At 69.7% G+C, this 25,906-nt stretch carries 21 protein-coding genes, 1 tRNA gene and 1 riboswitch; of the genes, 10 read left to right on the top strand and 12 right to left on the bottom strand.

Features of this window, described 5'->3' with window-relative positions; genetic code table 11:
• Positions 1-21: 21 nt before the first annotated feature.
• Positions 22-3,081 carry a beta-propeller domain-containing protein gene (locus tag IPK71_31610; GenBank protein MBK8218300.1) on the bottom strand — a complete coding sequence of 1,020 codons (3,060 nt, stop codon included), beginning with the start codon at positions 3,079-3,081 and terminating at the stop codon, positions 22-24.
• 198 nt (positions 3,082-3,279) lie between these two features.
• Between IPK71_31610 and prfB the strand changes: the two genes are divergently transcribed.
• A protein-coding gene (prfB, locus tag IPK71_31605) for a peptide chain release factor 2 (protein ID MBK8218299.1) occupies positions 3,280-4,417 on the top strand; the annotation gives its coding sequence in 2 pieces (ribosomal slippage) (positions 3,280-3,348 and positions 3,350-4,417; 1,137 coding nt in all).
• A 39-nt stretch (positions 4,418-4,456) separates the two neighbouring features.
• On the opposite strand, the gene IPK71_31600 is transcribed toward prfB, so the two are convergent.
• Positions 4,457-5,377, bottom strand: coding sequence for a hypothetical protein (locus tag IPK71_31600; GenBank protein MBK8218298.1), 921 nt, complete (start codon positions 5,375-5,377; stop codon positions 4,457-4,459).
• Between the two features lie 161 nt (positions 5,378-5,538).
• Here IPK71_31600 and IPK71_31595 point away from each other — a divergent pair, with 161 nt between their 5' ends.
• From IPK71_31595 to IPK71_31580, 4 genes are all read left to right on the top strand, one after another.
• On the top strand, positions 5,539-6,921 hold the full coding sequence (locus IPK71_31595) for a serine/threonine protein kinase (protein MBK8218297.1): 1,383 nt from the start codon (positions 5,539-5,541) through the stop codon (positions 6,919-6,921).
• Positions 6,921-7,571, top strand: a complete 651-nt coding sequence (locus IPK71_31590; GenBank protein ID MBK8218296.1) for a hypothetical protein — start codon at positions 6,921-6,923, stop codon at positions 7,569-7,571. The genes IPK71_31595 and IPK71_31590 overlap by 1 nt, the downstream gene beginning before the upstream one ends.
• Positions 7,572-7,718: 147 nt before the next feature.
• A complete protein-coding gene (locus tag IPK71_31585; protein ID MBK8218295.1) occupies positions 7,719-8,348 on the top strand; it encodes a DUF47 family protein in 630 nt (209 codons plus the stop codon).
• Positions 8,341-9,363, top strand: coding sequence for an inorganic phosphate transporter (locus tag IPK71_31580; GenBank protein MBK8218294.1), 1,023 nt, complete (start codon positions 8,341-8,343; stop codon positions 9,361-9,363). Before IPK71_31585 ends, IPK71_31580 begins: the two co-directional genes overlap by 8 nt.
• A gap of 32 nt (positions 9,364-9,395) precedes the next feature.
• Here the strand turns inward: IPK71_31580 and IPK71_31575 are convergent, their stop codons facing one another.
• The 3 genes from IPK71_31575 to IPK71_31565 are packed head-to-tail and all read right to left on the bottom strand — an operon-like array spanning position 9,396 to position 11,895.
• The gene (locus IPK71_31575; protein ID MBK8218293.1) at positions 9,396-11,000 is read right to left on the bottom strand and encodes a hypothetical protein; all 1,605 of its coding nucleotides are present in this window, start codon (positions 10,998-11,000) and stop codon (positions 9,396-9,398) included.
• Positions 10,997-11,347, bottom strand: coding sequence for a hypothetical protein (locus IPK71_31570; protein ID MBK8218292.1), 351 nt, complete (start codon positions 11,345-11,347; stop codon positions 10,997-10,999). The genes IPK71_31575 and IPK71_31570 overlap by 4 nt, the downstream gene beginning before the upstream one ends.
• Positions 11,344-11,895, bottom strand: a complete 552-nt coding sequence (locus IPK71_31565) for a hypothetical protein (GenBank protein MBK8218291.1) — start codon at positions 11,893-11,895, stop codon at positions 11,344-11,346. Before IPK71_31565 ends, IPK71_31570 begins: the two co-directional genes overlap by 4 nt.
• Positions 11,896-12,005: 110 nt before the next feature.
• Between IPK71_31565 and IPK71_31560 the strand changes: the two genes are divergently transcribed.
• Positions 12,006-12,077, top strand: a tRNA-Cys gene (locus IPK71_31560).
• An 81-nt stretch (positions 12,078-12,158) separates the two neighbouring features.
• Here the strand turns inward: IPK71_31560 and IPK71_31555 are convergent.
• From IPK71_31555 to IPK71_31530, 6 genes are all read right to left on the bottom strand, one after another.
• The gene (locus IPK71_31555) at positions 12,159-13,274 is read right to left on the bottom strand and encodes an SUMF1/EgtB/PvdO family nonheme iron enzyme (protein MBK8218290.1); all 1,116 of its coding nucleotides are present in this window, start codon (positions 13,272-13,274) and stop codon (positions 12,159-12,161) included.
• 881 nt (positions 13,275-14,155) lie between these two features.
• Complete coding sequence (locus tag IPK71_31550) at positions 14,156-15,187, bottom strand: hypothetical protein (protein ID MBK8218289.1); 1,032 nt, start codon at positions 15,185-15,187, stop codon at positions 14,156-14,158.
• A 188-nt stretch (positions 15,188-15,375) separates the two neighbouring features.
• Positions 15,376-16,650: a serine--tRNA ligase gene (gene serS, locus IPK71_31545; GenBank protein ID MBK8218288.1), complete on the bottom strand. Its 1,275-nt coding sequence runs from the start codon at positions 16,648-16,650 to the stop codon at positions 15,376-15,378.
• A 136-nt stretch (positions 16,651-16,786) separates the two neighbouring features.
• A complete protein-coding gene (locus IPK71_31540; GenBank protein ID MBK8218287.1) occupies positions 16,787-17,524 on the bottom strand; it encodes a hypothetical protein in 738 nt (245 codons plus the stop codon).
• A gap of 166 nt (positions 17,525-17,690) precedes the next feature.
• The gene (locus IPK71_31535) at positions 17,691-18,482 is read right to left on the bottom strand and encodes a hypothetical protein (protein MBK8218286.1); all 792 of its coding nucleotides are present in this window, start codon (positions 18,480-18,482) and stop codon (positions 17,691-17,693) included.
• A gap of 96 nt (positions 18,483-18,578) precedes the next feature.
• Positions 18,579-18,712: riboswitch (cobalamin riboswitch) on the bottom strand.
• Positions 18,713-18,769: 57 nt separating this feature from the next.
• Positions 18,770-19,633 (bottom strand): DUF1003 domain-containing protein, encoded by an 864-nt coding sequence (locus IPK71_31530; protein MBK8218285.1) that lies wholly within the window; start codon positions 19,631-19,633, stop codon positions 18,770-18,772.
• Positions 19,634-19,807: 174 nt separating this feature from the next.
• Here IPK71_31530 and IPK71_31525 point away from each other — a divergent pair, with 174 nt between their 5' ends.
• The gene (locus IPK71_31525; protein ID MBK8218284.1) at positions 19,808-21,217 is read left to right on the top strand and encodes an MFS transporter; all 1,410 of its coding nucleotides are present in this window, start codon (positions 19,808-19,810) and stop codon (positions 21,215-21,217) included.
• A 248-nt stretch (positions 21,218-21,465) separates the two neighbouring features.
• Here the strand turns inward: IPK71_31525 and IPK71_31520 are convergent, their stop codons facing one another.
• Positions 21,466-21,657, bottom strand: coding sequence for a hypothetical protein (locus tag IPK71_31520; protein ID MBK8218283.1), 192 nt, complete (start codon positions 21,655-21,657; stop codon positions 21,466-21,468).
• A gap of 198 nt (positions 21,658-21,855) precedes the next feature.
• Here IPK71_31520 and crtI point away from each other — a divergent pair, with 198 nt between their 5' ends.
• Genes crtI through IPK71_31505 form a run of 3 tightly spaced genes read left to right on the top strand, consistent with a single transcriptional unit; the run spans position 21,856 to position 25,858 of the window.
• Positions 21,856-23,478, top strand: coding sequence for a phytoene desaturase (crtI, locus tag IPK71_31515; GenBank protein MBK8218282.1), 1,623 nt, complete (start codon positions 21,856-21,858; stop codon positions 23,476-23,478).
• Positions 23,475-24,434, top strand: a complete 960-nt coding sequence (locus IPK71_31510; GenBank protein ID MBK8218281.1) for a phytoene/squalene synthase family protein — start codon at positions 23,475-23,477, stop codon at positions 24,432-24,434. The genes crtI and IPK71_31510 overlap by 4 nt, the downstream gene beginning before the upstream one ends.
• Positions 24,431-25,858, top strand: a complete 1,428-nt coding sequence (locus IPK71_31505; protein ID MBK8218280.1) for a lycopene cyclase — start codon at positions 24,431-24,433, stop codon at positions 25,856-25,858. The genes IPK71_31510 and IPK71_31505 overlap by 4 nt, the downstream gene beginning before the upstream one ends.
• The last annotated feature ends 48 nt before the right edge of the window (positions 25,859-25,906 follow it).

The following is a 25,906-nucleotide window of genomic DNA, read 5'->3' as shown; positions in this document are numbered from 1 at the left end:
GCGATGCTCGAGGCTCCCGGTTCAGCGCGTGAGCGCGACGGCCTGGATGCCGTGCTCGCCGATCGCGCAGACGGCGCGGTCGTCCTCGAGCAGCACGTGGGACGTGTACCCCCAGCCGCGGAGCTTGGCCTCTCCGACGAGCCTCGGGGGCGAGGCCTCCGCGGTGGTGTCGTAGAGCGCGAGCCCGCTCTCGGTGTAGAGTGCAATCGTCGTCCCGCGCGCCGCGAGCGGCCACTTCGAGTCACCGACGAGCTCGTTCACGATCCGGAGCTGCCCGTCGCGCACGCCCCCGAGGGTCCACATGCCCCCTTCGTCGAGGACCCGAGGCATCGACATCCCGTCCGACGTCCGCACGCTCGTGTAGTCGTACTTCGGGTAGTGTGTAACATACACGCGGTCGTCCGTCGCGAGGAGGCCGCCCATGCGCTGCGACGGCGGCGCGAGCGTGCTTCGAACCGAGAGCTTCGTCCCGTCCGCGTCGACCAGCTTGAACGTACGGGCCACGGTCGTGCACGTCTCCTTCGAGGTCACGTAGCGCCCGTCCCCTCCCGTCACCGCCGCGCACGACGCGTAGTCCGACGCCGGGTACGTGATCTTCGTGTAGTCGGCCGTGACGAGGCGCGAGGTCGGCGCGTCGAGGGAGATCACCGAGCCGGGCGTGTTGACCGCCGGGAGCCGCGTGGGCGAGGGCCCGTCGAGGTCCACGCGGTCGAGGAAGAACTTCACCTTCCCTGCGCGCGACCCTTCGACCCAGCGTGACGTCACGACCTTGGTCCCGTCGACGAGGAGCGGGAACGCCCCGAGGCTGTCGCCGAGCGTGATCGCGGGGAGCTCGACGGGCGCCTCGGGGGCAGCGAGGTCGAGCACGTGGAGGGTTCGGCGCACCACGCTCGAGCGAGCGCCGAACGGCCCCGAGGCGACCTCCGTCGTGTTCTCGAGGTAGGCGAGCTTGGAGCCCACCATGACGACGCCGTCGCCCGCGCCGAGCATCGCGCCGCCGTAGCTCGAGTAGAAGCCGTAGCCGTCGAAGAAGCCCGACCCGTAGCCCCGCGAGGACATGACGATCTGGCTCTTGGCGACGAGCTTGGGGGCCGAGGGATCGGCGACGTCGACCACCCCGACCACGAGCTTGCTCGAGGCCGCTCCATCGTACGTGTGCACCGGCACGGTCACGATCACGTGGTGGCCGTACGCGAAGAGCCGGGCCGAGTACCAGGCCGTCCACGAGCTCCCCCACATCGCACACGCGCTCGCGCCCTCTCCCGCGAGGCTCGCGAGCGAGACCTTCCCGGTCACCCGGGCGTCGTCGGGGCTCTCCTTCGGGGTGAGCGAGAGCATCACCTCCGACGACCACCCGTCGTTCGTGATCGAGGCGATGCTCGCCCCCACCGAGACCATGCGGTACGCCGGATTCGAAAGGTCGGTGTCGTCGGATTTCGTAGGGTTATCGCGGTCTTGGATCGAGAACGTGGTCACGCTCCGGTCCGAGACGCCGAGCAGCGTGTCTCCCGTCACCAACGCGCGCCGCGGCTCGCCGTGCTGCGGCGCGACGCCGCGGAGCACGAGGTCGTTCCGCGAGTAGTCGATGAGCTGGATGCCGCTCTTGCCCGGGCTGCACGAGGCTCCGTCCCACCCGCCGCGGCTCGCGAACGGCACGAGCACGAGGCCCTTGTCGTCGAGCACCTGGACCGACTTGTGGATGCGGTCGGCGTCCTCGGCGTACCCCCCGCCCGCCGTTCCGAACGCGACGCGCTTCGTGAGCGTGGGCCTCGCGAGATCGGACACGTCGAAGAGCGAGACCGCGAGGCGCGAGCGCCACGTCGTGTCCTCGAAGCCGAAGCCGACGAGCCGGTCCCCTCGAGGCTCGAGGTGCGTGATCCAGCCCGGCATGTGGAGCTCCCCCGCCTGCTTCGGGGCCGAGGGCACCGAGAGGTCGATCGTGAAGAGCGGATCCGACCGTTCGGCCGTGATGGCGTACCCGCGCGTCCCGTCGAAGCGTACGGCCCGGAGCGACTCGGGCTTCGGGAGCTTGAGGTTCGTCTGTCCGAGCTTGCGGAAGCTCGACGACGAGTCGATGGCGAAGGTCTCCACCTGGGGATCGATGGCCCCGTTCGGGCCCCACCCGTTGCCGTGCTGGCTCACGACGCGGAGCACCCCTTGGTGCTCGTCCATTTGCCACCGGCTCTGGATTTGGCCGGCGATCGGGATGTCGGCGCCCTTCACGAGCTTGCCGTTCGGGTCCTTGATGTCGACCACCTGGATGACCGAGCGGCCGCCGTCGCCGCCGTTCCAGCTCCACTCGGGGCCGGCCACGTAGAGGCGCTCGTTCGTCGCCGAGACGCTCCGCTGCCACGCCGCGTACCCCGCGTTCGGCGAGGAGAACGGGAGCTGATCGATCTTGGTGATCGCGGCTCCGACGTCGAACGACGTGACGATCGTCGAGGGCCTATCGGCGCAGCGGTAGCAGCTCCCGTTCTCGTACGTGACGAGGTAGAGCGCCTTGCCGACGAGCCGCGAGTCGGCGATCGCGCCGGGCACGTCGTACGTCGCGACCTCGGTGATCCGGGCGGGGTCCGCCACGTCGAGCTCGGCGATCTCGCTCGTCTGGACCCATCGCCCGTAGAACGAGCCTTGGTCGCGGACGTAGTGGCCGAAGTCGTTCATCATGACGATGGCCCGGCCGTCTCGGAAGTACATCTCGAACGGGATGCCGCCGAGGCGCTTCCGCCCGAGCAAACGGAGCGCGCCCGGGTTCGTCGTGTCGACGACCGAGAGCCCCCCGTACCGTGAGAGCGCGTAGAGTCGGTTCCCCTCGACCTTGATGATGTCCGCCTCCTCGATGGCGCGGTTCGCCGCCTCGGGGGAGCGTGCGTCGCTCGACGCGGAAGGGGCCGCGGCTCCGGCATCCTGAGCTGCCCCTGGGGTGGCGGACGACGTGTAGTCGACCTCTTCCTGCTCGCCGCGCGGGTCGTCGGACTCGAAGCCGTTGTCGATGTCGTCGCTCTCGGCGGCGCACCCCTCGCTCATGAGCGTGGCGCCGAGCAGGATGGGAAGAAGGAAGAGACGGGCTCCGAGTCGCATGGGACCTCCAAAGGCGGTGTGTGCCGAGGAGGTTTGCAGCGCCCATGCCAGCGGATGACATGTGCTTATGTGCTCGTAACGTATGGAAATTTCGTGGCCTATGGCACATGTGTGCCGTGTGCCTATGTGTGCCGAGGCGGTCGGCCGGGTGGGCCTCGCTTGATTTCGGCGTGAAGGGCGCCTAAACCCCCGCGTCCCATGCTTTCCGAGTCCCGGGAAATCCTCCAAGACCTCCAAAGGCGCCTCATGACGCTAAGGGGGCATCTTTGACCTCCCCAAGCTTAAGCGTGAGCTCGAGGCCCTGAACCAAGAGACGATGGCGCCAGGCTTCTGGGACGACCAGAAGAAGGCCCAAGCGTCCACGAAGAAGCGCGGCAACATCGAGACGAAGGTCGAGGCCTTCGAGAAGCTCGACCGCGACGTGAACGACGCCGCCGAGATGCTCGAGCTGGGAGCCTCCGAGAACGACGAGGGCATCGTCGCCGAGGTCGAGGCGCTGCTCCCCGACCTGTCGGCGCGTGTGCGGGCGTCGGAGCTCCAGCGCATGCTGTCGGGTCCGGTCGACCACGCAAACGCGATCGTCAGCATCCACCCCGGCACCGGCGGCACCGACGCGAAGGACTGGGCGCTCATGCTCCTCCGGCTCTACCGCCGATGGTGCGATCGCCGCGGCTTCAAGTGCGAGCTGCTCGATTACCAAGAAGGGGACGAGGCCGGCATCGACGGCGCCTCTATCTCGGTCACCGGTCCGAACGCGTACGGGTACCTCCGCGCCGAGCACGGCGTGCACAGGCTCGTGCGCATCTCTCCGTTCGACGCGAACGCTCGCCGCCAGACGGCCTTCGCGGCCGTCGAGGTCACGCCCGACATCGAGGACGAGATCGACATCGTCGTGAAGGACACCGACCTCGAGACCACGACGATGCGCGCCGGCGGCAAGGGCGGGCAGAACGTCAACAAGGTCGAGACGGCCGTCCGCATGAAGCACCTCCCGAGCGGCATCGTCATCGTGTGCCGCGCGGAGCGCTCGCAGCATCAAAACCGCGCCCTCGCCCTCAAGATGCTGAAAGCGAAGCTCTACGAGGTCGAGCTCAAGAAGCGCGAAGAGGCGCACGACGCCTACCAAGCGACGAAGACGCAGATCGCCTGGGGAAACCAGATCCGCAGCTACGTGCTCGCGCCCTACCGCCTCGTGAAGGACCTTCGCACCTCGCACGAGGCCGGCAACGTGGACGCCGTGCTCGACGGCGCCATCGACGACTTCATCGAGGCTTATTTGCTCGCGGCGGCCGGCGGCACCCTCAAAAAGGGCGGCGCGGTCGACGAGGCCGACTGAAGCGGCAAGGCCTCGCCGGGCCGCGCGCGAGACCACGGGTCACGGTGGGGGGTGGGCGGCGAAAAAACCTCCCGTGAGGGCATCGAGCGCCGCGGCGAGCTCGGCCTCGCGGGCGATGGCCTCGTCGTGATCGGGGCCTCCGTCGCTCGCGAGGACCCGCGCGCGGTAGTGGCGAAAGAGGAGATCGAGCGCCTTCTGCGACACCTTCGCGCGGTACGCCGCGACCTCGAGACGGGTGCGTTCGAGCGCCGGCTCTTCGTCGGCGAACACGACGCGGTCGAGGCGAAACGTGAGCCTCGCCTCGAGCCCGAGGTTCTTCGACGAGGTGTCCGTGAGCCGGCTCTGATCGGCGAGCGCGTCGACCTGGGCGCGGTCGTCGACGTAGCGCGTGGCGCGGAGGCGAAGCTCGGGCAAGAGCCCGCTCGTCCTCGCGCGACCGGCGAGCGCGTCGAGGCGGCCGAACCCGGAAGAGACGCCCTGGGCCCGCTCGGCCGCCGCCACGATCGCGCGTACGTAGGGCGCACCGGGCGGCCTCGGACCGGACGTCGGACCTTCGTTCGTGCCGACGCCCTGGGCGCGGAGGACGGCGCGCTCGACCGGCGGCGAATCGGTGTAGATTCCACGGAGATCCGGGAGGGCCCTCGGCGCGGGCAGGGCGGCGTCGAGCGGAATCCCCACGACCACGAACGCCCCGTGCTCGGTGCGCTCGGGCCCGAGCGCCGCGTGCGCTCCGAGCGAGAGGGAGAGCCCCCGGTAGCGGCCTCGTGTCTCGCCCCGTCGGAGCGGACCCACGGTGTCGAATGCGTCGAGGTCACCGTCGGCGAGGCGGTCGACCATGACCGACTCGGGCATCGGTTCGTCGGCACGCGCGAGCGACGGCCACAGGAGCACCGCGAGCGCGAGGCGAACCAGGTACGCCGCGGCGCGGTGGGAGAGGGGAGGGGCGGAGCGGTGGTGCATGCCCACACATCTTCACACCCCGTGCCAAGCAAAATGGCCGAGAAATTGGCCGATTTTCGGGGTGTCGCGGGTGGCCCGGCCACTTTTTGGCCTGGCCCGGTCGCGCCGCCTTTTCGTGGAGGCCGGTCGGGTCGTGATAGAAAGGCCAGTCTGGAGCGCGCGTGGCACTAACTCCCGGGGGCATCGTCGGCGGCAAGTACCGCGTGGAGCGGATCCTCGGAGAGGGGGGCATGGGCATCGTGGTGGCCGCGACCCACCTCCAGCTCGGCCAGACCGTCGCGCTGAAGTGCATGCGCCCCGAGGTCGTGAGCCCGTCGTACACGAAGCGCTTCATGCGCGAGGCGCGCGCGAGCGTGAAGCTGAAGAGCCAGCACGCCGCGCGGGTGCTCGACGTCGGCGCCTTCGAGGACGGCACCCCCTACATCGTGATGGAGCACCTCGAGGGCCGGGACCTCTCCGACCTCTTGAAGATCCGAGGCCGCCTGCCCGTGCCCGAGGCCGTCGAGTACATCCTCCAAGCGTGCGAGGCGATCGGCGAGGCGCACTCGTACGGGATCGTGCACCGGGACATCAAGCCCGCGAACCTCTTCCTCGCCGAGGGGCCGGGCGGCGCGCCGACGATCAAGGTGCTCGACTTCGGCGTGTCGAAGTTCCTCGACATCGAAGCGCAGGCCGACGACACGAACCCCGGCGGAAAAGCACGCGCCGGGAGCCGCAGGCCGCCCGCTCGAACGAACGACAGCGTGGTGACCCGCGCGACCGATCTCCTCGGGTCGCCGAGCTACATGGCCCCCGAGCAGGTGCTGAACGCGAGCGCGGCCGACACCCGCAGCGACATCTGGTCGCTCGGTGTCATCCTGTTCAAGCTCGTCTGCGGTCGAGGGCCGTTCACCGCCGAGTCGCTCGGGGAGCTCGTGCAGCAGGTCATGAAGCACAGGATCCCCACCGTGGCCGAGATCCTGCCCGAGTGCCCGCCGGGGTTCAGCGAGGTCGTCGCCAAGTGCCTCGAGCGCGACCGCCTGAAACGCTACACGGACATCCCCGAGCTCGCGCGCGCGCTCGCCCCTTACGCGCCCCACGCGACCGCCCCGTCGCTCGAGCGCGCGGCCATCCTCGGTCCGAGCTTCTCCTACACCCCCGCACCCCCCGTCGCGATCTCGCACGCCCCGATCGCGCCCACGCCGCTCGGGGTGGCGGGCGCCCAGCTTCGGCTCTCCACGCCCGGTCAGTTCTACCCGATGGCGCCCCAGGGGGCACCGAGGCAAGCTCCGCCCGCGGCGCCCCCCCACGAACCACCTCGTTACGGTCTCGCCATCGTCGCGGCCGTGGCGGCCGTGCTCGCGTTTTTCATGGCCGCCTACATCGCGGGGCGGTCCGCTCCCCAACCCCACCCCGTCGCGCCGCCTCACTCGGCTGCGATCCCTTCGCACCCGGTCGTGCCGCTCGAGGCCGGAACGCCGTCGCCACCGAGGCCGTCGGGGGCCGTGCTGCTTTCACCTCTCCCGCCTTCGGCCCCTTCGGGCGTGGCTCCGGAGCGGCGCTGATGGCCCTTCGGATCGTCGAGGTGTACGAAGAGGCCGGGCGCACCCTCACCCTGCGCGAGCGTGACGGCCACCTCGATCTCGTCTTGGGCAACGTTCCGCTCCTCACGAGCCGCGCCCTCGGCACCGAGCACGGCTTCGGGGCGCTCGCGGCGAGAGGCCTCCCGGACGCGACGCGCGCGGTCGTCGTCGGTGGCCTCGGCTTCGGCGCGACCCTCCGCGGCGTGCTCTCGGTCGTGCCGGCCGGAACCCGCGTCGTCGTCGTCGAGAAGCTCGCGGCCGTTCTCCGAATCGCCGAGACGCACGGAAAGCACCTCGTCGGCGACGTGCTCTCCGATCCGCGTGTCGTCCTCGAGACCGCCGACGTGGTCGACGTGATCGCGCGCGAGACGAGCCTCGCCGCCATCCTCCTCGACGTGGACAATGGCCCGGGGTGGGCGAGCTTCCGCCCGAACGCGCGACTCTACGCACCGCCCGGCCTCGCGACGGCCCGGGACGCCCTCGCCCCAGGTGGGGTGTACGCGGTCTGGTCCGGCTACGAAGAGGCGTCGTTCGTCGGGTCGCTGCGCCGCGCCGGGTTCTCCCCGGAGGTCGTGCCGCTCCACGAAAAGGGCACGCTCGCCGCGCGCGCCTACCTCGGGAAGAAGCCCTGACCCCGAGAGGGGGCCCGAAACGCGCAGGTTCTGCCGCGGCTCTCTCCGCCACGAAACTCCCGTGGCACGCCTATGTGAAGGCTTCGCAACTTTCGAGCCGTGGTCCTTGACCCCCGCCCGACAAGTCGCCACCGTGGCGCCGACCGCATGGGAATCCAAGACGTCATCCGGTGGCTCGTCCCCAAAGAAGAGCACTTCTTCGACATCCTCGAGAAACAGGCGACTACGGCGAGGGAAGGCGTCGCGGCCGTGCTCGCCGAGGACGACGTCGCGAAGGCGTCGGAAGTCCTCCAGTCGTTCGAGCACAAGGGCGACCAGCTCGTGCACGAGATGGAGGAGGCGCTCGCGAAGACGTTCGTCACGCCGATCGATCGCGAAGATCTCCACCACCTCTCGTCCGAGCTCGACGACGTGCTCGATCTCGCGAACGGGGCCGCCAAGGCCGCGCGGCTCTTCGGGGTCGACGCCTTCTCGCCGGCCATGCGCGAGCTCATGAAGGTCCTCCACGACTGCACGGTCGTCGTCGACAAGGCCATCCCGCTCCTTCGAAAGCACGCGTACGGAGAGATCGTCGAGCTCTCGCGCGAGCTCCGAAAGCTCGAAAAAGAGGGCGATCGCATCTACAAGGCCGAGGTGTCTCGGCTCTTCAAGGACCCTTCGATCGACGGCAAGGTCCTCATCCGCGAGAAGGCCGTCCTCGACGACCTCGAGAACGCTCTCGATCACTGCGACGAGCTCGCGAGCGTGCTCGCCAACCTCGCGGTCAAGCATGCTTAGCCTGCTCGTCGCGGTGGTCATCGCCGCCATCGTGTTCGACTACATCAACGGCTTCCACGACGCGGCCAACGCGATCGCCACCGTGGTGTCGACCGGCGTACTCCCGGTTCGTACGGCCGTTATCTTGGCGGGACTATTGAACTTTTTTGGTGCCGTCGTCGGTACCGCGGTCGCCAAGACGATCGCGTCGGGTTTCGCCGATCCGTCGATCGTGACGCAAGAGGTGGTGCTCGCCGCGCTCGTCGGCGCGTGCATCTGGAACCTCGTCACCTGGTGGTTCGGGATCCCGTCGAGCAGCTCCCACGCCCTCATCGGGGCGCTCGCAGGCGCCGTCGTCGCGCACGCCGGCCTCTCGGCGTTCAAGTGGTCGGCGCTCGTCCAGAAGGTGCTCGTCCCGCTCGTGGTCTCGCCTACGCTCGGCTTCGTCGTGGCGTTCTTCGTCATGATCGGCGTGCTCTGGATCGTGCACTTCCTGAAGGCCCGCGTCGCCGCGGTGAACCGGGCCTCCAAGAAGCTCCAGCTCGTCTCGGCCGGGCTCATGGCGTTCGCGCACGGCTCGAACGACGCGCAGAAGTCGATGGGTGTCATCACCCTCGCGCTCCTCGCCTACGGCAAGGCCGGCCACACGCTGCCGCCCATGATCGCGCCGAAGGGCGACGCCGTTCCGCTCTGGGTCGTGCTCGCGTGCGCGAGCGCCATCGCGCTCGGCACCATGGCGGGCGGGCAGAAGATCATCAAGACCATGGGCTCGAAGATCATCCACATCTCGCCCATCCAAGGGTTCGCGGCCGAGGCGGCCGGCGCGCTCGTCATCCTCGGCGCGAGCCACATCGGCGTGCCCGTCTCGACCACCCACTGCATCAACGCGTGCATCATGGGCGTCGGCGCGTCGAAGCGACTCTCGGCGGTGCGCTGGGGCGTCGCCGGCAACATCGTGATCGCCTGGGTGCTCACGCTGCCGTTGAGCGCGCTCATGGCGTTCGTCGCGATGAAGATCTTCGCGCTCCTCTTCTGATTCGCGCGACCCGGCCCGACCGGGGCGTAACGTCAGAGCGCGCGGTCGACCACGAACACGACGAAGCGCCCCACATCGGCGCGGCGGACGCGCCCTCTGCCGCACAGCTCGCCCTTCGCGAGGGCCTCGCCGACGACCTCGGGGGCCTCGGAGGACCGCTTCGGATCGACGAGATACGCGACGCGTGAGGCTCGCTCGAACGCGTCGCGGTAGGGTCGGTACCGGTCTTGTTTTTCGTGTGTCGGGACGACGACGAGCCCCTCTTGGGTCATGAAGGTCACGCGGTAGGCCGTCCAGTAGTCGGCCATGGCATAGGTCACGCCCTCCCGCGAGAGCGCCTCGTGGAGGCGCGCCTCGTCCGTGGGGCCGACCGGTCTCGGCGCGACGAGCGGGCCACGCACGTCCGGCCCGAACGACACCCACCCCGAGATCCCCGCCGCCGCGAGCGGCGCGACGAGCAGCCACGCGAGCCGCTTCGGCCCGAGGGAGACGAGGAGCGGCACGAGGGCGAACGGCGCGAGCAGCGGAATGCTCGCGAGGTACCGCATCGAGAAATGGTCCATCACCATGACCGAGGTGAGAAACCCGTAGAGCGTGAGCGGCAGGGCGAGGGCGCCGACCACCCCGGCCCTCCGCGACGCGAACCGGAGCCGCCGTTTCGTGACGGCGAGTAGCAGCGCCGCGGGGAAAAAGGCCAAAAAGAGGCACCCTCCGGCCTTCGCGAAGAGCGCGTAGGCCGGGTGCATGTCCCATGGGGCGTAGTCCATGGAGACCCTGGCGTAGTAGCTCGTCATGCCGAACGCCCACGGCCCGCACGTCTCCAGCAGGAGCTTCGTGTTGTGCGCGACGCGCGAGGCGTCGAGGTTCGTCACGCCGAGGCGCGCGCCCTGCGAACGCCACATGAGCCAGACCGGCACGGCCCCCGCCGCGGCGCCGAAGAGGGCCGCCCCGAGGCGCACCGCGACGTCGCGGCGGTCGCGGCTCGACGCGAGGAGCCTCACGTGCGCGCGGCCCATGGGGCCCTCGAGCGAAGACAAGGCGACCGAGAGACCCACGAGCGGCACGAACACGAGCGCGTACGGATCGGCTGCGCACGCGAGCCCGGACAGCGCCGCTCCGCCGAAGAGATGCCCGAGCCGGAAACGCGACGTCGATGCCCTGTCGACGAGCCAAAGCGCGACGAGGGCCGCCGTGATCGAGAGCTGCCGCGGCGGGTAGAGCGCGTAGGTGTGGATCGCGGCGGTCGTGAGCACGAGCGGGAGGCTCACGAGGGCGCCGGCGTAGCTCGGGCGCGAGAGCCGGGCGAGCCGCGCGTGCCGCTCGCCCATCGAGAGCATCGCCAAGGTGCCGAGCACGTGCAGCGTGAGGGCCGAAAAGACGAGTGAATACGGGGTCTTGCCGAAGCTCGCAAAGAACGGTGCGGCCCAGTAGGCGTCCGCGGCGCTCTGGTATCCGCTGCCCCACAGAAAGGCCGAGGTCTCGCCCTTCATGACGTGCATCGCCTGGAGCCCGACGATCGCCGAGTCGGAGTTCACCTCGCCTGCGTGGACGAGCTCCGGCAGGCGAAAGGCGAAGCTCGCGAAGACCACGAGGAGCCTCGCGACGAGCGCGTCACGTCGCACGACGGCGTGGCTCATGCGGGCTCGAAGCAGTCGCGGCAAAACCGCCCGTTCGCGTTCGTGAACACCTTTCGCTCGGGGACGATCGTGCCGCATTTGGCGCACGCGACCGTGCCCGCGGGAGGCGGCTCGGCCGGGGGTGCGGCGGCGCGGTAGGGGTGCGCGTCGGTGTGCCCTTGCCTCCGCGCGTTGGCGAGGCGCGCCCTCACCTCGACGGGATCGACGAGCCCACGTTCCCCGAGCATCGCCACGAGCTCACGAAGGAGCTCGCGCGTCTCTCGCAGCTCGGCGCGGAGGGACGCGAGCTCCGCCTTCGGATCCTCCTCGAAGAGAGCGGGCTCGGAGGGCTTCGCCTCGTCGCTCACAGCCCGACGCGTTTCTTCAGGTATTTGGCGAGCGCCGCGCCGGCGGCGTCGGCCGCGTTTCGAAGCCGCGTTCGTTTCGCCATGTCGCTCGAGGCCGTGCGGATCTCGATCTCGTCGACGAGCGTGCCGGCGCGGTCGACGACCCGCACCCGGACGTGGATCTCGGCCGGCGCGCTCGCCACGTACGCGTAGAACCCCGGCTCGATGAAGGTGCAGTTGAGCTGCACGACGAAGTCCCCGTTGTCGCCGGTCTGGAGCGGCTCCTGGGCCTCGATGAAGGCCCTCGCGAAGGCCTGCGCCATCTCGGCTTTGTCGCCCTCCCACGCCGCGGCGGTCTTGTCCTCTTTTTCGCCCGCGTACTGCTTGTCGCTCTTTTCGCCTACTTGGAGGTTCTCGAACGTCATCTTCTGGACGGTCAGCTTCGACCGCGGGCCGATCGGGTTCGGGTTCGCCTGGCTGAGCACACGCCATGGGGTCCCGCAGCCGGAGAGGGCGAGCGCCGCCGCCGCGAGAACCAGGAAAAATGCGAGGGAACGAAGCACGAGCATGGGCCGCACCATACCCGGTTTCGTCGGCCCGAGGAGGGCCACCACGCGGAAGGCGTTGACCTCGCCCGCCCCTTTCGGCTAAGTCCTCGTTGCAGAGCGCAAGCTCGGGCGGCGTGGTAGCCAAGTGGTTAGGCAATGGTTTGCAAAACCATCATACGTGGGTTCGAATCCCATCCACGCCTCCGCCCGTAACGTCGATGCCCCTCGCGCATGCGTGCAGTCTGCACACGAGCCGAGGGGCATTCGTCTTCGGAGGGGAAGCCTCAGCGAGGCTCGGGCTTCGGCGCCTTCGCCGTCTTTCGCGCGGGCTTCTCGCGCTTGGGCTCGAGCGCGCCCTGGGTCGCGTCGGGCATCGGGTCGCCGTCCCAGCTGTCGCGTACGGGAGGCTTGCCGCCTCGCCACTCTTCGTGCCTGCGGATCTGCTTGGGCGAGCGAGGATCGGTCGGCTTCCCGTCGGCCTCGGCGCAGCAGCGGAAGCTCAGGTAGTAGTAGGCGAAGCCCTCGTTGTGGGTCGTGATCTTGGGGCGGCACTGGTTCCTGACGCCGTAGCGCCACGGCCCGCCCGTGGTCACGTTGTCGTAGAGGCTCTCCTTGGACTCGGCCGCGGCGAGCTCGTCGGCGTTTCCGGGCATGTCGTAGACGCCGTAGTCGCTCACGCACTTCGGCTGCGACCCCGAGGGGACGCCCTGCCAAAGCCTCTCGAGCTCGGCCCTTCGGACCTCGCGATCCTTCGACGCGAACTTGTAGAACGGGATCCCGTTCTCGCTCGTGCCCTCGGGCTCGGGCTCCACGCCCTTCTGATCCCCTCGGCAGATCTCGGGATCTCGTGCGAAGCCGTAGGGGTACGGCTTGTACTCGGGCCCCTCGCACGCCATCGTCCACTCGGTCTCGGTGCACACCCGCTTGCCTTGGTCGGCGCACAAACGCTGGGCCATCGGGAAGTCGTTCATCACCGTGGGCCGCACGCCGGCGCGGTTCGGGTACTCGTAGCGGTCCATGCAGAACCGCTTGTGCTCTTTCGTGCCGACGCACTTCGACGGGGCCTCGAACTCGAGGCAGATCGTCTTGTCGTTCCACTTCGCGTACCAGCTCTTGCCCTCTTTGCACCGCTGCTCGACCGCGCTGCAGTAGTCGCCGTCGACGAGCGCCATCCCCTCGGGGCACGCGCCGCCCGTGTCGAGCTCCGCCGCGGGGCGCGCCGTGTCCCCTTGCCCCGTGTCCTTTTCGCTCTCGGCCTTCGGCTCGTCGCGAGGCACGCTCGCGGACGGGGCGGGGATCGGCTCATCCGTGGCGCGGCTCGCGCCCGAATCGCACGCGGGAGCGACGAGGGCCGACAGGGTGAAGAGCACGGCGAAGGTGGTGGGGCGTTCGTAGGTCACCTTTCCCCGGTAAATCGCCGGAAACCCTGCGACCAAGTTCTCGGCGCAAAACGCCCCGCGGCGCTGAACGCCGGATCCCCCCTCGGCCAATAATCGACCGTCTTAGCAATCGAGTTGGCCCAGGCCCCGAAAGCGACGCTAGCATCTGGGTATGGCGGGGAAGACCCCACGCGACCCAGGAGAGCCGCCGGACCCGGGGCTCCTCGAAGACGACGAGGACGCGGCGCTGACGCAGAAGCTCTCTCGCGCCGACGTTCGCCGCCTGATCATGGAGGGGCCCGGGGCGCGGTTGAAGCCATCCGCCGGTGCGGTCGACCCGACGGCGCTCCTCCGCGCGCGCAAGGTGTCCTCGCCGTCGATGGTGGCCATCCGAACGACCTCGTCGTTCCCTCCCGCGGGGAACGAGGCGACCGTGGCGCGCCCTGCGCCCTCGCTCGACGTGTGGGGCAACGCCGAGGTCGTCCCGTCGACGATCCCCGAGCGAGGCTTCGACGACGCGACGGAGCGGGGGCCGATCTTCGTCCCGGACGACCTCGACGTGGAGTCGATTCGGTCGAGCCGGGAGCCGCGCAGCCTCGTCACCACTCAGGTCGCCCCCGAGGTCGTGAAGCTCCTTCGCACCCGCGCCGCCCTCGAGGGCGATCTCGCAGGTACGAAGGCCGGGTTCGTTCCGGAGCCGCTCGTCCCCATGAGCGGTGTCGAGTCGAGCGAGGCGCTGCTCCTCACCAAGAAGCCGGTCGATCCGACGGGTGGCCTCCCCAACCTCGATTTCGACCCCCCCGCGGCGAACGAGGTGACGGCGGCCATGAGCCCGGCGGCCGCGCGGCAGCTCCTCGCCGAGAGCGTGAAGCCCCACGCCCCGAACACGCTCCCGCTCGGCCTCACGCCCGCCGACATCCTCGCGGGTCGCCTCGGGCCCGCCGGCAGCCCAGCTCCTCCACGCGCCGAGCCCCCGCGCCCCGCGCCCCCCGCTCCCGCCGCTCCGTTCGCGGCCACCATGGCGCTCGGCTCACGAAACGACGCCACGAAGAGCCCGCCGGGTGGGCTCCCCCTGCCGACCCAAAATGTGCAGAATGCACCCTCTTGGCCCGAGGTCGAGGCCTCGCCGCGTCCCCCCGCGGTGGGCCTCCCGGCAGGAGCGTCCGAGGGGCGCGCGCCCTCGGGGTCGAACCCGCACATCGGCCTTTCGGGGAACGAGCCCAAGCGGTTCCCCTCGGGGCAAATGGGCGCGGTGCAAGCGCCTCAAGGACCGCCTCTGGGCGCGGGTCCGCCTTCTCCACCGCCCGCGCAAGCCTTCGCGCTCGGCCCGGCGCAGGGCGCAGAGCCCCAGCGTTTCCCTTCCGGATCCATGCCGTCGCCGGTGGCCCCCCCCGTGGCTCCCGCGATGCCGGGGCTCGGGCCTTACGGGGCCGGTCCGGGCTACGGTCCGATGCCGGAGGCCGCCCGCTATCCCTCGGGATCCATGGGAGCCGTGGCGCCAGGCTTCCCCGCGCCGCAGAGTGGCGCGCCTTCGCCGGGGCCGCTCGCGGTCCGCACCCCGGTGAGCTTCTCCGGGCCACCAGGGGCGGCGCTGCTCGGTGGGCCGCTGCCAGGCCCGCAAGGGCCTTCTCCCTCACAAGGGTTCGGCGCGATGCCCGGTCAGCCTGGCGCGATGCCCGGTCAACCTGGCGCGATGCCCGGTCAGCCTGGCGCGATGCCCGGTCAGCCTGGCGCGATGCCCGGTCAGCCTGGCGCGATGCCCGGTCAACTTGGCGCGATGCCCGGTCAACCTGGCGCGATGCCCGGTCAACCTGGCGGGATGCCGAACGGGTTTGGCTCGGGGCCGATGTCGGGGCCCGTGCCCTCCGGATCGTTCGGGGGCGCTCCGTTCGGCGCGCCTTCGCCCGACGCGGCGCCCGTCGCGCCTCCACCATCGACCGACGCGCCTCGCCGCAGGAGCAGCACTTGGGTGCTCTTGCTCCTCGCCTTCGTGGTGTGTCTCGCTTCGGCGGGGGCGTACCTCACGCTGAAGGGAAAAAAGCTCCCGTTCCGGCACGGCGAGGCGGCGTTCGCGTCCCCTGTCCGGCTCGTCTGAGCGCCGCGCCGCCGCCTCGTCTCCGCGTCACGCCTTGGGGCGCAAGACCTCGACGCCGTTCATGTACGGCACGAGCGCCTTGGGCACGGTCACCGAGCCGTCCTCGTTTTGGTGGTTCTCGAGGAGCGGGATCAAGATGCGCGGGCTCGCGATCGCCGTGTTGTTGAGCGTGTAAGGGAACGCGAGCGTGCCGTCTTCCTTCCGGAAGCGGATGTTCGAGCGGCGCGCCTGGAAATCGCCGAGGGTCGAGCACGAGTGGGTCTCGGCGTAGGCGTTTCGCCCGGGCATCCACGACTCGACCTCGTGTTTGCGCGTCTGCCCGAGGCCGATCTCGCCGGTGCACGCGATGGCCACGCGGTACGGGATCTCGAGCTTCTCGAGGATCGCCTCGGCGTTCGCGAGGAGGGCATAGTGCTCCTTCTCGGCGAGCTCCTCGTCCGGCGCGCAGAACACGACCTGCTCCACCTTGGTGAACTGGTGCACGCGGTAGAGGCCCTTCGTGTCCTTGCCCGAAGCTCCGGCCTCGCGGCGGAAGCACGGCGACATGCCGCAGTACCGGATGGGCAGGCTCGAGGCGTCGAGCACGTCGTCCGCGTGGAGCGAGACGAGCGCGACCTCGCTCGTGCCGACGAGGAAGAGATCGTCGGCGGGGATGGAGTAGGCCTCTTCGCGGCCGAGCGGGAAGAACCCGGTGCCGACGAGCGCACGCTCCCGCACGATCACGGGCGGGATGACCGGCGTGAGCCCCCGCGAGACGAGCACGTCGATCGCGAGGCGCGTCACGGCCATCTCGAGGATCGCGCCCATGCCGGTGAGCGCGTACGAGCGGCCGCCCGCGAACTTGCGCGGCCCATCCCAGTTGGCGAGGCCGAGGCCCGTGGCCAGCTCGACGTGATCCTTCGGGGTGAAGGAGAAGGTGCGTGGCGTACCCACCTTGCGGATCTCGACGTTGTCCTCTTCGCCCTTGCCGATGGGCACCTCGGGGCGGGGGAGGCTCGGGACGCGCAGCATGAGGTCGTCGAAGCGCCGCTGGATCTCGGCCATCTTCGGCTCGAGGGCCTCGAGCTCCGTGCGCACGGTCTTGGCCTCGTCGATGAGGGCCTGGCGCTCTTCTTTGCTCGCCTTCGGGATCATCGCGGCGAGCTGATTCTTGCGGGCGCGCTTCGCGTCGACCGACACGATGCCGTCGCGGCGCTCCTTGTCGACGGCGAGCAGCTCGTTCACGTCGAGCTCGAGGCGCTTGTTCGTGATGGCCGCTTGGACGAGCTCGGGGTTCTGGCGAATGAAGGCGATGTCGAGCATGACGAGGGTCGAGTAGCACGACTTCGCGCCGAGCTTCGCGCCGAATTTTCGGCCCGAAATGCCGAAGCGCCGCGGATCGTACGATCCTGCGGCGCCTCTTCGGCCTAACTGCCCGCGGTGGGCAGCGGTCGTCGTCTCACTTCGAGTAGAGCTGCACGGCGATGATGCCGGCGCCGGCCTTGGCCGTGGCGACCCACTTGGCCTGGACGGGCACGGGCGAGAGCGCGAGCTTCACGCAGTTGGCCTTGCCACCGATCGAGGTCTGCGCGCCCTTGTTCGTGTTCTTCGCGAACGAGCCCTGCATGCCGGGGATCGGCGTGACGAGGAACATCTCGAGGTCGATCGAGGAGACGCCAGCGCCGGCCGCGACGAGCGTGTAGCACTTGCCCGGCTGGATGGTGAACGCGCCCTCGAGCGTCTGCCCGGGCTGGAAGTTGCCGGCGGCGAGGTTGCCCTCTTTGGCCATGCCGGGCGCTTCGCCGTTGGCGTAGAGCATCATGGGGCCGGCGGCGAGGCCGGCGAGGTTCGGGTCGATCTGCGTGGCCGTTCCGCCCGCAGCGCCGCCAGCGGCCGGGGCCGTGCCGGGGAAGCCGGGGATGCCAGGCTGGGGAGCGCCGGGCTGGGGAGCGCCGGGCTGGGGAGCGCCGGGCTGAGGAGCGCCGGGCTGGGGAGCGCCGGGCTGCTGCGGGTAACCGGGCGGCGGCTGTCCGGGCTGCCCGGGCTGCCCGTAGCCGGGCTGTCCGTAGCCGGGCTGTCCGGGTTGCGCGCCGTAGGTGCCGGGGGGCGTCTGGGGCGGTGGCTCGTCTTTGCCGCAAGCCGTGAGGGCGAGCGAGGTCAGGGCGATGGTCGCGGCGAGTTTCAGGGATACGTTCACGGCAAAGCTCCTCGGTTGATTCCGCCCGAGGACCCTCCCGAGAGAGGGCACCCGAAGCGGGCGTGAGTCTACGTCCCGATGGACGGTGGCGGGAGAAAAAACTCCCACCGGAAGTGCCAACGCGCCGAAACGCCCAACCTTACGCCGAGTGCAACATGCCGAAACGTCACTTCTTTTCGGCGTGGATCGAGGCCACCGCGTCGAGGTCGAAACCGACCGTGGTGAGCTTGTCCGTGGGGCTCGAGGCGCAGTTGCCCTCCCCGCGGTCGACGATGCGGACGAACCGCACGCGACGGAGCCCGAGGTCGGCGAGATCGAAGGGATCGCCGCCGCCGGTCGCGGGATCGAACGGAGACACCCCGCTCGCGGAGGACGAGCGCACCGGCCGCCACCCCGCGCACGTGCCGTACGGCGGAGGCTCGCTCGCGCTCTTCGTGCACGGAAACTCGACGAACGAGACGCCGTCCTCGCTCACCGACACCGTGGCGAGCTCGACGAACGGCCGGCTCGGATCTCCGCCAGCGAAGAAGGCGTTCTCGAACACGACGAAGTCCGCACCGGGGCCGTCGACGATCGGGTTCTCTTCGAACGAGAGCACGATCGCGCCGCCCTTCCCCAGCGAGAGCACGTCGAGGCTGCCTTGGGTGTCGCCGCTGCCCTCGGGCGGCCCGAGCACGACGTCGGGCATGGAGGCGAGGCCGAAGCCCGCGCAGTCGCCCGGCGTGACCGACACGACCCGTTGCGCGAACCGCGCGGCCGGAAGCACGCCCCCGTCGGTCGGGAAGCCTCCGTCGACGCGAGGCTTCTGGCCGCCGTCTCCGACGGGCAACGAAGGGGGAGGGGCATCTCCGAACGTGACGGCTCCGGGGGCCGGGCCCTCGGGGCCTTCGGCGAGCGACGCACATCCGACGAGCAGGGCACCCAGGGCGAGAGCGCCGACACGAACACCTTGGACCATTCGGGCCTCCGGCCGCGAAGCTCGCGCGGCAAGGTTCGGAAGAGCCCTCGGCGGCGGCGCCCGGGATGAGCGACACGAGAGGGCCCTCGAGGGAGGGGTGTTCTGACTCCCGGATCGTCCCTTCGTATCTCCTTCCCCGGAGGCTCCCTCGCGAGAGGTCCGAGTGGGTCGTGATACGAAAGTCCCCGGTTACAGCGGCGGCTCCGTGCCGGTATTTCACCGGACTTCCCGCCTCCTTCGACGCCGCCCGGTCTACTCGGTGGGCCGCGTCGACGCAAGCGGGCTCGTCACTTCTTCGAGGGCAGCTCGTGGCGGATGCGCTCGTTTCGCCCGTAGCGTTCGAGCACCTCGAGCCGCTTCAAGGTCTCCGCGCGGAAGGCGCCGAGCTCGCGCTGGAGGCCCTCGATGCCGACCTCGTTCTTCAAGTTCACGCGAAAGTCGGTCTCGGCTTGGGCGCGATCCTTCAACGACTGGCGGTTCTGGCTCATGACGATGAGCGGGCCCTGCAGCGCGACCAAGATGGCGAGGGCGAGGTTGAAGAACTGGTACGGGTAGTCGTCGAAGGCGAGCCGGAACACGCTGTTCAAGATCACCCAAGCTACCGTAAGTCCTAACAAAAACAGGATGAACGCCCAGCTCCCGTTCAGCTCCGCGACCTTGTCGGCGAGCTTCTGGCCCCAGGTGAGGTTGTCCTCGATCTCCTTGACGACGTCTCTCGCGGCGCGCTGGGAGAGGAGCGCGTTCGTCTCGCGGAGGCGCTCGGCCATCTCGGCCAAGATGGCCATGGCGGCGGTGGGAGAGCGCCCGAGGTGCTCGGCGAACTCCTCGCGCGTGAGCTCGAGGAGCACGGTGTCGGTGCTCGCCGAGACGCTCGCGGACCTGGGTTTGTCGTCGAAGAGGGACAGCTCGCCGAAGTACTCCCCGGTGCGGACGTCCTTCAGGACGACGCGGTCGTCGCCGTCTCCCGGGAGGTAAATTTGCGCCGCGCCCGAGAGCACGATGTACATCGACGAGCCCTTGTCGCCCTTGTCGAACACCTTCGAGCCCGCCGCGAACTTTCGCTCGGCGAGGCGCTTCGCGAGGGCTTCCGTGTCCTCGGTCGAGAGCGTGTCGAAGAGCGGGATCTGGGCGAGGAGCTCGGAGTGAAGCATTCGGTAGAAGGTCCCCCTCGGGGCTCGGCGATGATGCACGGCATCGCACCGGGGACGCAAGCGTAGGCGGCCCGCGCGGAACGAGCGCCTCGGCCGAGGTGGGGCTGCGTGCGCGAAATGTCACGCGATTTGCGTTGGGGCGGCTCGCGTGCTGTGCCATTGTCCGCCGCCAACATGCCCGGCTGGCTCTCCGAGCTCCTCGTCATCGCGATCCTGCTCGTCGTGATCGTGGTCGTCGTCGTCAGGCTGCCCAAGCCCGACCTCGGCCACTCGCAGGCCTTCGTTCGGCGCAGGTTCATGAACTGGTTCCCGGTCGGGCTCACGTACGCGTTCCTCTACATGGCGCGCTACAACCTGGCCGCCTGCGTCGACAAGAAGGACGTGGCGCTCCTCTTCGACAAACAGCAATTTTTCGAGATCGACTCGTGGGGGGCCCTCACCTACGGCCTCTCGTTCGTCATCAACGGCCCTCTGACGGACAAGATCGGCGGCCGAAAGACGACCATTTTGGCCGCCGTGGGCTCGGCCGTCGCCAACGTCGTCATGGGCGTCGTCGCCCTGTCGGCCATCAAGAACGGCGGCATCCCGAAGGACGCTCGCGCCACGATCGTGCCCTTGTTCTCGGTCCTTTACGCCGTGAACATGTACTTCCAGAGCTTCGGCGCCGTGTCGATCGTCAAGGTGAACTCCGCTTGGTTCCACCTCCGCGAGCGCGGCACCTTCGGCGGCATCTTCGGCATCCTCATCTCGCTCGGCCTCTATTTCGCCTTCGATTGGTGCGCGGCGATCGTCCGCGTGATGGGCGGCGCCTACGCCTTCTTCATCCCCGCGGGCATCCTGCTCGTGCTCGCCGTGGTCGATCTCGGCCTCGTGCGCGACACGCCTGGCGACGCGGGCCACCAAGACTTCGACCTCGGCGACGCGACGGGCGGCGGAGAGCGGCTCCCCCTCGGCAAGCTGCTCAAGATGATGCTCGGCAGCTCGGCGATCCTCACGATCGCGGCCGTCGAGTTCTGCAGCGGCTACCTCCGGAACGCGATCCTCAAGACGTACAAGCCGTTCTCGGAGGACACGGGGCGCGCAGCGACCGACTTCGTCCAGCAGCACTGGGGCATGTTGAACTGCGTCGCCGGCATCATGGGCGGCGTGGTCGCGGGCATGATCTCCGACCGCCTCTTCCAGTCGCGCCGTGGTCCCGTCTCGGCGGTGCTCTACTCGGTCATGCTGGCCGGCTCGCTCGCGATGTACGCCACCATCTCGACACCCTACGTGGGCTGGGTGCTCGTGCTCATGACGCTCGCCATCATCGGCGTGCACGGCATGCTCTCGGGAACGGCCAGCATGGATTTCGGCGGGAAGAAGAACGTCGGGATCGTGGTCGGCGTCATCGACGGGTGTGTCTATCTGGGCTCGACGCTCGGCTCTCGTGTCATGAAGGCCGTCCTCCCCGCGAAGCCCGCCTCCCATGACGCGTCGGCCTGGTGGACGTGGCCCACGGCCATCATCCCCGTCGCCCTCGTGGGGCTCCTCCTCGCGACCCGCGTGTGGAACGCGAAGCCCAAGGCGCAGGCCACGTCCCACTGAGGCTCGCGTCACCCGCTCGCGACGGGGCCCTTTCCATTCCAGGCGCCTGGAATGAAGCGGGCGAGGGGCACGAGACCCTAAGAAAAAAGCCTCGCCGTGAGGGCGAGGTTTTGGCGTTCGGCGAGGACCCCCCGGGCGAGCGCGCCGGCGCGCTGCACATTTCGGACGGCACCGATGGAACGAAAAAGGCCCCCGCATGTGCGAGGGCCTCTCTCGGATATCGCGGCCGCGTTACGCGACCTGCGAGCTCACTTGGCGGGGGCCGCGGGGGCGCCCGAGGGCGCGCCGCTCGGGGCCGCGGGGGCCTCGGGGGCCGCGGGCATGCCGGCCGAAGCCGAGCTGAGCGCCGACGGGTCCATCGGGGGCTTCACGTCGCCACAGGCGATCGCCGCCGCCGCCACCGCCGCCGTCACCGCAAACAAAAGCGCAATCTTCTTCATGGAAACGTCCTCCTCGGAGAGATCCTCTCGAATCGCGACGCCTTTTTGCCAAGGTTTCGTGTCATTCGTCAATCTTCTCTTGCCGAAAAATGCAGGTGCCTCCCCCAACCTGCGCAAAAGAGCCGAAGATTTCCCTAGGATCGTGCCCGAAAGCACGCCCGGCTCCGAGCGGCATCGTACCTGCCCGAGGTCATGACGATGAACGAATCCCGCACGTTGAATGGCTCCGCTTCCACCAAAGGTCGAGCGCACGACCCGAGCCCCCGCGGCGCCGACGACAGGCCTCACGCGGTCGTCATCGGGGCCGGTTTCGGCGGGCTCGCCGCGGCCGTCCGTCTCGGTGCCCGCGGGTACCGCGTCACGGTGATCGACAAGCTCGACGCCCCCGGGGGGCGCGGCTACGTGCGCAAGCGTCAGGGCTTCGTCTTCGACTCGGGGCCCACGGTCATCACCGCGCCCTTCCTCTTCGAGGACCTCTGGAAGCTCGCGGGCCGCACGATGGCGGACGACATCGACCTCCGCCCCGTGACGCCGTTCTATCGCATTCGGTTCTCGGACGGTCGTACCTTCGACTACACGGGCAACGCCGACGCCATGGCCGCCGAGGTGCGCAAGCTCTCCCCGCGTGACGTCGCCGGGTACGAGCAGTTCGTCGCGATGAGCGAGAAGATCTTCAAGGTCGGCTTCGAGAAGCTCGCGCACGTCCCGTTCGGCTCGTGGACGAGCATGGCCAAGATCGCGCCCGACATGGTGGCCCTCGAGAGCTACCGCACCGTGTACGGGCTCGTGTCGAAGTTCGTCGAGGACGACGCGCTCCGCCAGGTCCTGAGCTTTCACCCTCTCCTCGTCGGCGGGAACCCCTACAGCACCACGTCGATCTACACGCTCATCGCGTTCCTCGAGCGAAAGTGGGGCGTGCACTTCCCGATGGGCGGCACAGGGGCCCTCGTGAACGGCCTCGTGAAGCTCATCGAGCACCAGGGCGGCACCGTGCGCCTCGGCACGGCCGTGCGCCGCATCACGGTCGCGCCCACGAACGCGAAGAAGCAAGGTGTCCTCGCCTCGCGCCCTCGGCAGAACCGCGCGACCGGCGTGCTGCTCGAGAGCGGAGAGCAGGTCGCGGCCGACGTGGTCGTGTCGAACGCCGACTCGGCCTGGACGTATCGCCACCTCGTCCCGGAGGATGCGCGGCCCTCGTGGACGAACCGCAAGATCGAGCGCCTAAGGTACAGCATGGGGCTCTTCGTCTGGTACTTCGGCACGAAGAAGGTCTACTCCGACGTGCCCCACCACTCGATCTTGCTCGGGCCTCGGTACGAGGGCCTGCTCGACGACATCTTCGAGAAGAAGGTGCTCGCCACGGACATGAGCCTCTACTTGCACAGGCCCACGGCCACCGATCCGAGCCTCGCCCCCGAGGGGTGCGACACCTTCTACGTGCTGTCTCCGGTCCCGCACCTCGAGAGCGGCACCGACTGGTCGAAGGAGGCGGAGCCGTACCGCGCGCGCATCCAGAAGGTGCTCGAGAAGACCGTGCTCCCGAACCTCGGGGAGAACATCGTGGTGAGCGAGCACATCGATCCGCAATACTTCCAGGACGAGCTGCTCTCGTTCCGGGGGGCAGCCTTCGGCGTCGAGCCCGTGCTCACCCAGAGCGCCTACTTCCGCCCCCACAACCAGAGCGAGGACATCGAGAACCTCTTCCTCGTGGGCGCGGGCACGCACCCGGGCGCGGGGCTCCCCGGCGTGCTCTCGTCGGCGCGGGTGCTCGACACCGTGGTGCCCGACGCGAGCGCCTTCGCCCGAAAAGGCGCGAGGTGAGCTCCCCGTCGTCGCGCGATTTCGCGGAGTGCGAGGCCATGCTCCGCGAGGGCTCGAAGAGCTTCTACGGAGCGTCGCGCCTCTTGCCCTCGCGCGTTCGCCCGGCGGCGATCGCCCTCTACGCGTTCTGCCGAACGGCCGACGACGCCGTGGACGACCCTTCGCTCGTCGGGAAGAGCGAGCGCGCCATCGCCGTGGCCGTGCTCGGGAAGCGGCTCGATCGCGTGTATGACGCACGGAAACCCGAGGGTGCCGTCGAGCGCGCCTTTTCGCGGGTCGCCCACGAGCACGCCATCCCTCGCGCGCTCCCGGACGCCCTGCTCGACGGCATGGCGTGGGACGCCGACGACCGCGAGACGCCCGACCTCGCGTCGCTCGAGGCGTACGCCGCGCGAGTCGCGGGTGCGGTCGGCGCGATGATGACGCTCGTGATGGGCGCCCGCTCCAAGGAGGCTCTCGCCAGGGCCTGCGACCTCGGCGTGGCGATGCAGCTCACCAACGTCGCCCGCGACGTCGGGGCCGACGCGCGCCTCCGACGCATGTACCTCCCTACGACGTGGCTCGCGGACGAAGGCCTCTCCCGGGACGAGGCGCTCGCGCTCGCCTTGCGTGGGCCCGCCGACCCTCGCCTCCGCCGCACCACGGCGAGGCTCCTCCGTCGCGCCGAGCTCCTCTACGCCCGCGCCGAGACGGGGATCGGCCTCTTGCCGAAGGACTGCCGCGCGGCCATTTGGGGCGCGCGCCTCGTGTACGCGGAGATCGGGCGTGTCGTGGCGTCGAACGGGTACGACGCGGTCTCCACGCGGGCCGTCGTGTCGACGGGCAAGAAGCTCCTTTTGCTCGCCGAGGGCCGCGCGCGCGCGCTCGTGCCGTCGCGGGCCTCGGTGGACGGCCCGCTCGACGCGACCCGCTACCTCGTCGACGCCGTGACCCCCGAGAGCGAGCGTGCCGCGTGACGCATGACCGGGGATTATTGCGCGAGCGCTTGGGCCACGATCTCGAAGAGCGGCTCGATGCGCTCGACGCCGCTCGTCGGGGCCCCGAGCGCGATCGCGAGCTCGCGCCGCCCGATGCGTCGGTGACCCCCGATACCGAGGTCGTCCTTTCGGGCGGAGGTTTGTCGTTGCTCCTCGCCTGGGCCCTCGCCGCACGTGGGGTGCGCGTGACCGTGGTCGAGCGGGCGAGGGCAGGCCGCGGGCACCGCGAGTGGAACGCGAGCGACGCCGAGCTCTCCGCGCTCGTGCGAGAGGGGCTCGTCACGGAGGTCGAGCTCGAGGGCCTCGTCGTTCGTCGCTATCGTCACGGATTCTGTAGGTTTTTTGGCGGCTCGTCGTACCCCGTCACGCGCACCCTCGACGTCGCCGTCGACGCCGGGAGCCTGCTCGCCCTCGCGCGCCGCCGCTGCGATGCCCTCGGCGTCGCCTTCGTCGATGGCTCCCGCGTGACAGGGCTCGGATGCGGGGAGACGGCGGTTCGGGTCGAGGTCCAAGGGCCGTCCGGGGCGACCACGATCGTGTCGCGGCTCGTCCTCGACGCACGCGGCTTCGCGAGCCCCTACGCGCGCGCCGACATCGTGTGCCCGACGGTCGGAGGTGTGCTCCGTGGCGTGCGCGAGGGGAGCGGCCCCACCGACATCGACCCCGACGTAGGCGAGATCCTCGTCACCACCGAGCACGCCGACGCGCGTGGGCGCCAGCACGTGTGGGAGGGGTTCCCCGGGCACACCGGCGAGACGACCGTGTATCTCTTCTACTACGCCTTGACCTCGGAGCCCGTGGGAGAGGTCGGCCCGTTGCGTGCGCTCTACACGCGCTTCTTCGAGACGCTCCCCGACTACAAGGGCGGGGATCCGACGCTCGTCCGCCCCACGTTCGGGCTCATACCAGGAGCGTCTCGGGCCGTGCCCCCGCCCGCTCCCCCGCACCCGCGCGTAGGCCTCGTGGGCGACGCGGCCTCGCGCCACTCGCCGCTCACGTTTTGTGGGTTCGGGGCCATGCTTCGGAGCCTCTCGCTCGTCCGCGGGCACGTCGCTCGTGCGCTCTCCCGCGGGGAAGGGCTGCCCGATCCCATCGTTCACGATGCCGCCATCCACGCCGTGACGGGCGGCCTGTCTCGCATCATGGCGGGGGGCTCGCTCCGTGGAGACGCGCAAAATCGCCTCCTGGACGCGGCCTTCGCCTCTCTCCACGCGATGGGAGACGAGCCCTACGGCGCCGTCCTCCGCGACGAAGCGTCGCCGGCGACGATGGCCGAGTTCCTCGCTCGCACGAGCCTCGTGAGGCCGCGCGCCTACGTGGACGCGGCGCGCGGGCTCGGAGCGCTGGGTACGGCCCGTTGGGCGGCGAAGCTCGGCCGAGCGCTCGTCGCGTCCCGGGCGTAAGGTCGACCGCCCCGCCCCTTCCGCTCGTGCAGGAAGGGGCTACGCTGT

This window comes from Myxococcales bacterium, assembly GCA_016712525.1.
Lineage (GTDB): Bacteria > Myxococcota_A > Polyangia > Polyangiales > Polyangiaceae > JAAFHV01.
The sequence above is the reverse complement of the archived record's forward strand: the minus strand, read 5'-3'. Positions and strand labels throughout refer to the sequence as shown.